This is a genomic window from uncultured Senegalimassilia sp., from assembly GCF_934632265.1.
Lineage (GTDB): Bacteria > Actinomycetota > Coriobacteriia > Coriobacteriales > Eggerthellaceae > Senegalimassilia.
The window spans coordinates 47,473-54,107 of sequence record NZ_CAKTYH010000001.1; the positions used below are offsets into that span (position 1 = coordinate 47,473).

The 6,635-nt window shown below is 64.7% G+C and carries 8 protein-coding genes; 6 read left to right on the forward strand and 2 right to left on the reverse strand.

Features of this window, described 5'->3' with window-relative positions; all coding sequences use genetic code 11:
* Positions 1-93 precede the first annotated feature (93 nt).
* The 6 genes from Q0H50_RS00105 to Q0H50_RS00130 are packed head-to-tail and all read left to right on the forward strand — an operon-like array spanning position 94 to position 4,048.
* On the forward strand, positions 94-1,146 hold the full coding sequence (locus Q0H50_RS00105; protein WP_294418106.1) for a type II secretion system F family protein: 1,053 nt from the start codon (positions 94-96) through the stop codon (positions 1,144-1,146).
* A 20-nt stretch (positions 1,147-1,166) separates the two neighbouring features.
* Complete coding sequence (locus Q0H50_RS00110; RefSeq protein WP_294418107.1) at positions 1,167-1,493, forward strand: hypothetical protein; 327 nt, start codon at positions 1,167-1,169, stop codon at positions 1,491-1,493.
* Positions 1,490-2,029, forward strand: coding sequence for a DUF4860 domain-containing protein (locus Q0H50_RS00115; RefSeq protein WP_294418108.1), 540 nt, complete (start codon positions 1,490-1,492; stop codon positions 2,027-2,029). The genes Q0H50_RS00110 and Q0H50_RS00115 overlap by 4 nt, the downstream gene beginning before the upstream one ends.
* Position 2,030: 1 nt before the next feature.
* Complete coding sequence (locus tag Q0H50_RS00120; RefSeq protein WP_294418109.1) at positions 2,031-2,459, forward strand: hypothetical protein; 429 nt, start codon at positions 2,031-2,033, stop codon at positions 2,457-2,459.
* A 1-nt stretch (position 2,460) separates the two neighbouring features.
* Positions 2,461-2,943, forward strand: coding sequence for a hypothetical protein (locus Q0H50_RS00125; protein WP_294418110.1), 483 nt, complete (start codon positions 2,461-2,463; stop codon positions 2,941-2,943).
* A 31-nt stretch (positions 2,944-2,974) separates the two neighbouring features.
* Entirely contained in the window at positions 2,975-4,048 is a 1,074-nt protein-coding gene (locus tag Q0H50_RS00130; protein WP_294418111.1) for a type IV pilus twitching motility protein PilT, read from the forward strand.
* Between the two features lie 343 nt (positions 4,049-4,391).
* On the opposite strand, the gene groL is transcribed toward Q0H50_RS00130, so the two are convergent.
* Together groL and Q0H50_RS00140 are read right to left on the reverse strand one after the other, a co-directional pair.
* Positions 4,392-6,026 carry a chaperonin GroEL gene (gene groL, locus Q0H50_RS00135; protein ID WP_294414997.1) on the reverse strand — a complete coding sequence of 545 codons (1,635 nt, stop codon included), beginning with the start codon at positions 6,024-6,026 and terminating at the stop codon, positions 4,392-4,394.
* 90 nt (positions 6,027-6,116) lie between these two features.
* On the reverse strand, positions 6,117-6,404 hold the full coding sequence (locus Q0H50_RS00140) for a co-chaperone GroES (RefSeq protein ID WP_042432634.1): 288 nt from the start codon (positions 6,402-6,404) through the stop codon (positions 6,117-6,119).
* Positions 6,405-6,635 lie beyond the last annotated feature (231 nt).

Sequence of the window (6,635 nt, forward strand, 5' to 3'; positions counted from 1 at the left end):
AACTTCATCTCAAAAACAGGCGAAAACGCACACCACGACCTACTAGATGTGAGACAATAACGAACGTTTAAACCGATAACCCAGGAGGTACCGATGACAGGAAAGCTTCTGGAGAGCGGCGCCATCAGCGCGTTCTGCAGCAGCGTGGCGACCATGCTGGCTGCCGGCGTCCAAACGGACGAAGCCGTCCACATGCTTGCGGAGAACCGCGAGCAATCCGAGTTCAAGCGCGTCTGCGATGCGGTCTACTCCAAAGTCGTCGAAGGCTCCAACCTTGCCGACGCCATGGAGGCCACCGGCGCCTTCCCCGCCTACGCAACGGAAACGGTGCGCGTCGGCGAGGCATCGGGACGCACCGAGCGCGTGCTGCGCAGCCTCGGGCGCTACTACGATAGCGAAGGCCGCGCGTTCGCCAAGCTGCGCAACTCGGTCGGCTACCCGGCGGCGCTGCTGTGCATCATGAGCGTCATCCTGGTGTTCACCGTGGCGGTCATCCTCCCCATCTTCTCCAGCGCCTACGAGAACCTGTCCGGCTCCATGACCTCGGGCTCCTTCAACACCGTGGGCGCGTCCATCGCCATCGGCTGGGTCGCGCTTGCCATCGTGCTGCTCGCCACCATAGCCGCCCTGTATATCGCCATCTGCGCGCGCAGCGAGGGCGGGCGAGGCCGCGTGCTGAAGATGCTCGAGCGCTACCCGGGCACCCGCCGCGCCATGTACCAGCTGGCGCTCTCCCGCTTCGTCAGCGCGCTTTCGTCCCTGGTAGCATCGGGCGTGCAGGAGGAAGACGCCATGCGCAAGGCCATGGCCACCATCGACCATGCGCAGCTTAAGGCGAAGCTGCAGGCAGCCTACGATTCCATGATCGACCTCGAGAACCCGCACAGCCTTGCCCAGGCCATCAACGAGCACGAGATCGTCGAGCCCGTGTACGGCCGCATGCTGCTCATGGGCACGCGCGCAGGCTCCGTCGACGAGGTGCTCGGCCATCTTGCGCAGGTGTTCTTCGACGACGCCAACGTGCAGATCGACGCCGCGGTCGACCGGGTCGAGCCTACGCTGGCAGCGTTTTTGACCATCGCCGTCGGCGCAACCCTGATCGCCGTCATGCTGCCGCTCATCGGCATCATGGGATCGATCGCGTAGCGAAACCGCAGGTGACAGCCATGTTCCACGAACTCACCGACAACGATATCAAGCGGCGGCGCAAGCGCATCGCCGTCACCGCATGCCTGGTGGCGGCGCTCGTCGTCGCCGCCTTCGCCGTATACAGCGTCGTGCAGGAGAACGCCAAGACGCAAGGCGCCGTGGCCCTGCGCGATTCCGTCCTGGCCGCGGCCAAGCAGTGCTGCGCCATCGAGGGCAGCTACCCGAGCTCGCTTGAGCACCTTGAGGAAAGCTACGGGCTGACCATCAACCATGATGACTACGTGATCACCTACGAGTGCTTCGCCGACAACATCATGCCCAGCGTGGTGGTGACGCCCCGATGAACCCGCAGGCGAACGAAACCCACAAGCAGCGCATCCATGCCATCGCTTCCGTGACGCAAGATGCGCCGTCCAACGAAAAACGCGCCGCCGCAAGGCGCGCCTTCCCCACGCTGCTGCTGACGGTGTTCTTTGCGGCGCTGCTCATGGCGATGATCTCGGGCGTGACCGTTTATAAGGCTGTTTCCGCAGATCAACAGGCTAGCAGCGCGCAGCGCGAAGGGGCGGGGCTCATCTGCAACGTCGTGCGCGCCAACGACTCCAAGGGCGCCATCGCCCAAGGCCAGGGGCCGGAAGGCAAGTCGCTCGTGGTGGTTGAGCCGCTGGATTCCGGCACGTACGAGACGCGCTTCTATCTGTACGAGGGCAAGGTGGTGCAGGAATACAGCCTGGCAGGCAGCGGGTACACGCCCGAGAAGGCCACCGAGGTGACGGCTTCCGACACCTTCGATTTCTCGTACTCCAACGGCCTTCTGGCCGTGACCACCGACCAGGGGACCGCCGAGGTGGCCCTTCGCTACATGCAGGGAGGTGCCTAGGATGACGAAGATCGAGCAGATCGAAGACGCCTCGAAGACCAAGGTCAACACGGCGTTCCTCATCGAGGCGCTGGTGCTTATGGCGGTGCTCATCGCATCCATGGCCGTGTTCACGCAGCTGTTCACGCACTCCGCGGTTGCGGCGCACCAGGCCGAGGAGCTGACAAGGGCCACGCTGCTGGCCCAGAACGCCGCCGAGGAGTTCTCGTCCGACCCTGCAGCCGTCGCCGCCGGCAAGACGGTCGGCCAGGGCGTCGCCGCCGGGAACGCATCCGCCGTCGACGGCTCCGACGGCCTGACGGTCAGCTGCGACGTCGATTCCGACGCGCAGGGCCGGGGCACGCTGTACACGGCGCACATCACCGTGAGCGACGATTCCGGGGAAGTGTACGCGCTCGACGCGTCGCGCTACGAAAGCGGGGTGAGATAGCATGGCAAGGCGAACCGGGGAAGGCGTGCGCATCGGCCCCATCACGCTGCTGACGCTGGTGTCCGTGCTGCTGCTGGCGGTGCTGGCCATGCTGTGCGTCACCACCACGCACGCAACCGAGGCCATGGCCCAGCGGCAGGCCGACGCGCTGTCGCAAACCTACGAGCTGGACGCTTTCGGCCAAGCGCTGCTCGCCCAGATCGACGAGCAGATCGCCGAAAGCGGCTCGCCCGCAACGGCCGCCGCGTTGGTCCAGCACCGCTCTGACAAGCTGCTGGAGAACGCCGCCGAGGCAAGCGGCGCCCACGACCTGCGGTCCTTCATCGACGTAGCGGGCACGCAGGTCACGTTCACGGTCGTCGCGCAAGACGGCAAGGAGCTTGCCGCCACGGCGACCATCACCGCAAACGGCTATACCGTGGACGACTGGAAGATGACTACCGCGCAAGAGCTTCCCGAGCAAGCTCTTCTTTCAACCAACTAACGACGAGAAGCAATAGCATAGGAGGATCGCCATGCAACTGAAAAGCCTACTCGAGAAGATGATAGAGGTGCGCGCTTCGGACGTGTTCATCATCGCCGGCCTGCCTCTGTCATACCAGGCAAGCGGATCGCATGTGCGCACGGACACGCCCACGCTCACCCCGGCCGACACGCAAGGATACATCGCAACGGTCTACGAGCTGGCCGGACGCGACCTGAGCCTGTTCACCGACAGCGTCAACCACGACGACGACTTCAGCTTCGCCGTGCCGGGCGTCGGCCGTTTCCGCGCCAACATCTTCCGTCAGCGCGGCTCCTACGGCGCCGTCATCCGCGTCATCCCCTTCGGACTGCCCGACCCCGACGAGATGAACATCCCCGAGTCCGTCATGCGCCTGGCCGACCTGAACAGGGGCTTGGTGCTGGTCACGGGCCCCACCGGCTGCGGCAAGTCCACCACGCTGGCGTGCATGCTCGACCGCATGAACCACAAGCGCACGGGCCACATCCTGACCATGGAGGATCCCATCGAGTTCGTGCATAAGCACGGCTCCTGCATCATCACGCAGCGCGAGATCCCCACCGACGTCGCCAGCTACTCCGAGGCGCTGCGCTCGGCCATGCGCGAAAGCCCCGACGTCATCCTGCTCGGCGAGATGCGCGACGCCGAGACCATCGGCACCGCCATCAACGCCGCCGAGATGACGCAGCTGGTGCTCTCCACGCTGCACACCACCAGCGCCGCCGACACCATCGAGCGCATGATCGACGCCTTCCCCGCCAGCCAGCAGCGCCAGATCCGCACCCAGCTGTCGCTCGTGCTGCAGGCAACGGTCAGCCAGATGCTCATCCCCGCGCTCGACGGCACCACCATCCCCGTGTTCGAGGTCATGCACATGAACACCGCCATCCGCAACCTCATCCGCGAGGAGAAGACCTACCAGATCGACTCCGTGATCGCCTCCAACGGCGCTGCCGGCATGCAGACCATGGACCAGGGGCTGTTCAACGCCGTGCGCGATGGCAAGGTAGCGAAGGACGTCGCGCTGCAGTACTCGCACCACCAGGAAGCCCTCCTGCGCCGCTTCCAGGCCGAGGGGTTGTAAGGCCCGCTGGACTCTCCTGCCGACCGCATACGAAGCCGCAAACGCCCTCCTGCAACCGCAGGAGGGCGTTTTTGCTGCGCCTTGACGATCGAATGGGCGACTGAGCACCTGGTCGGAGAACCTAAGCAGGCGGCTCAGGCTTCCCAGCGCGCGCTTTTGCCCGCCGTAGCGCGATATGCTGGGCGAAAGCAGCGGCGGCTGCACCTGCGGCGCGCTTCGCCGCGATCGCACAGAGCACCGCAGGTGCGCATATCGAAGCCGCGGCGGCCGCGCCTTCCCCGCTAAACACGAAAAGGACCCGCCGAAGCGGGTCCTTTTGCTGCAAGGTTTATGAACCTGTTGCTTACATCATGCCGCCCATGCCGGCTGCACCTGCGGCAGCAGCAGCGGCCGCCGGATCGGGATCCTTCGGGATCTCGTTGATGGTGCACTCGGTGATGAGGATCAGGGCAGCCACGGAAGCAGCGGACTGCAGAGCCGTGCGGGTGACCTTGACGGGGTCGTTGACGCCCATCTCGATCATCTTGCCGGTGGTGCCGTCGGCGAAGTTCACGCCCTCGCCCTTCTCCATGTGACGGACCTTGTCGACCATGACGGAGCCCTCGAAGCCAGCGTTCTGGGCGATGGCGCGCATGGGGGCCTCCATGGCCTTGCGGATGATCTCCACGCCGACCTTCTCGTCGGGATCGGTGATCTCGAGCGTGTCCAGAGCCGGGATGGCGTTGATCAGAGCCACGCCGCCGCCTGCGACGATGCCCTCCTCGACAGCAGCGCGGGTAGCCTGCAGGGCGTCCTCGATACGGGACTTCTTCTCCTTGAGCTCGGCCTCGGTGGCAGCGCCCACCTTCAGCACGGCCACGCCGCCGGACAGCTTGGCCAGGCGCTCCTGGAGCTTGTCACGGTCGAAGTCGGAGTCGACGCGCTCCAGCTCCTTCTTGATGTGGGTGATGCGGTCCTGGATGGCGGCCTTGTCGCCGGCGCCGTCCACGATCAGGGCACGGTCCTTGGTGACCTTGACGGTCTTGGCGGTGCCGAGCATCTCGATCTTGGCATCGGCCAGGGTCATGCCGAAGTCCTTGTCGATGACCTGCGCGCCGGTGACGGCGGCGATGTCCTCGAGGATGCGCTTGCGGCGGTCGCCGAAGCCCGGGGCCTTGATGGCCACGGCGGTGAAGGTGCCGCGCAGCTTGTTCAGCAGGATGGTGGCCAGAGCCTCGCCCTCAACGTCCTCGGCGACGATGAACAGCGGGCGGCCGGTCTTCATGATCTGCTCCAGCAGCGGGACCATGTCCTGGATGTTGGAGATCTTCTGATCGGTCAGCAGGATGTAGGGGTCGGAGAGGTTGGCTTCCATCTTCTCCATGTCGGTGGCCATGTAGGGGCTGATGTAGCCGCGCTCGTACTGCATGCCCTCGACGATGTCCATATCCAGGCCGAAGGTCTGGGAATCCTCGACGGAGATGGCGCCGTCCTTGCCCACGGCGTCCATGGCCTCGGCGATCTTGGCGCCGATCACGGCGTCGCCGGCGGAGATGGTGCCGACGTTGGTGATCTGCTCGGTGGTGGAAACCGGGGTGGCGTCGGCCTTGATGGCCTCGACCACGGCGTCGGTTGCCTTCTGGATGCCGCGGCGGATGCCCAGGGCGTCGGCGCCGGCGGTGACGTTGCGGAGGCCCTCGGAGACGATCACGTCGGCCAGCAGCGTGGCGGTGGTGGTGCCGTCGCCGGCGACGTCGTTGGTCTTGACAGCGGCCTCGCGGATGAGCTGGGCGCCCATGTTCTCGACCGGATCCTCCAGCTCGACTTCCTTGGCGACGGTGACGCCGTCGTTGGTGATCAGCGGAGCGCCGAAGGACTTCTCCAGGGCGACGTAGCGGCCCTTGGGGCCGAGCGTGACCTTGACGGCGTTTGCCAGCTTGTTGACGCCTGCGGCCAGAGCGCTGCGGGCATCAGCCTCGAACTTGATATCCTTAGCCATTCTAAAGCTTCCTTTCGAATGCGGCCCGCGCGCGGTTCCAAGATACCGGGCGCGGGCCCATGCTTACTTACGAGGTGAAACGATCGAAACTTATTCGAAGACGCCGTACAGATCGTCGGCGCGCAGGATGAGCAGGTCCTCGCCGTCGACCTTGATCTCCTGGCCGCCGAACTTGCCGTAGACGACCTTGTCGCCGACCTTCACGGGAACGGGAACCAGGTTGCCGTCCTTATCGGGCTTGCCAGCGCCGACTGCCAGAACGACGCCGCTCTGAGGCTTTTCCTTGGCCTCGGATGCGATGAACAGACCGGAAGCCGTGGTCTCCTCAGCTTCGTCGGCCTTCACGATAACGCGGTCGCCCAGGGGTTTCAGATTCATAACGCTGCCTTCCTTTCGCATCGATTACGCGAGATTGGTTTCGCATACCCGTTATTTAACCACTCTGTCTTTCTGAGTGCTAGCACTCTTTGGTAACGAGTGCTAAACACATTGCCTACTATAGCAGCCGGCCGTCCGATTGCAAGTGGATTACGGTGATTTATGGCGCGCTTCGCAAACTTCTTGTGCAGCTGCATAAGGCAGAGGGGAGAGCCGGCGGCCGATAGCCGC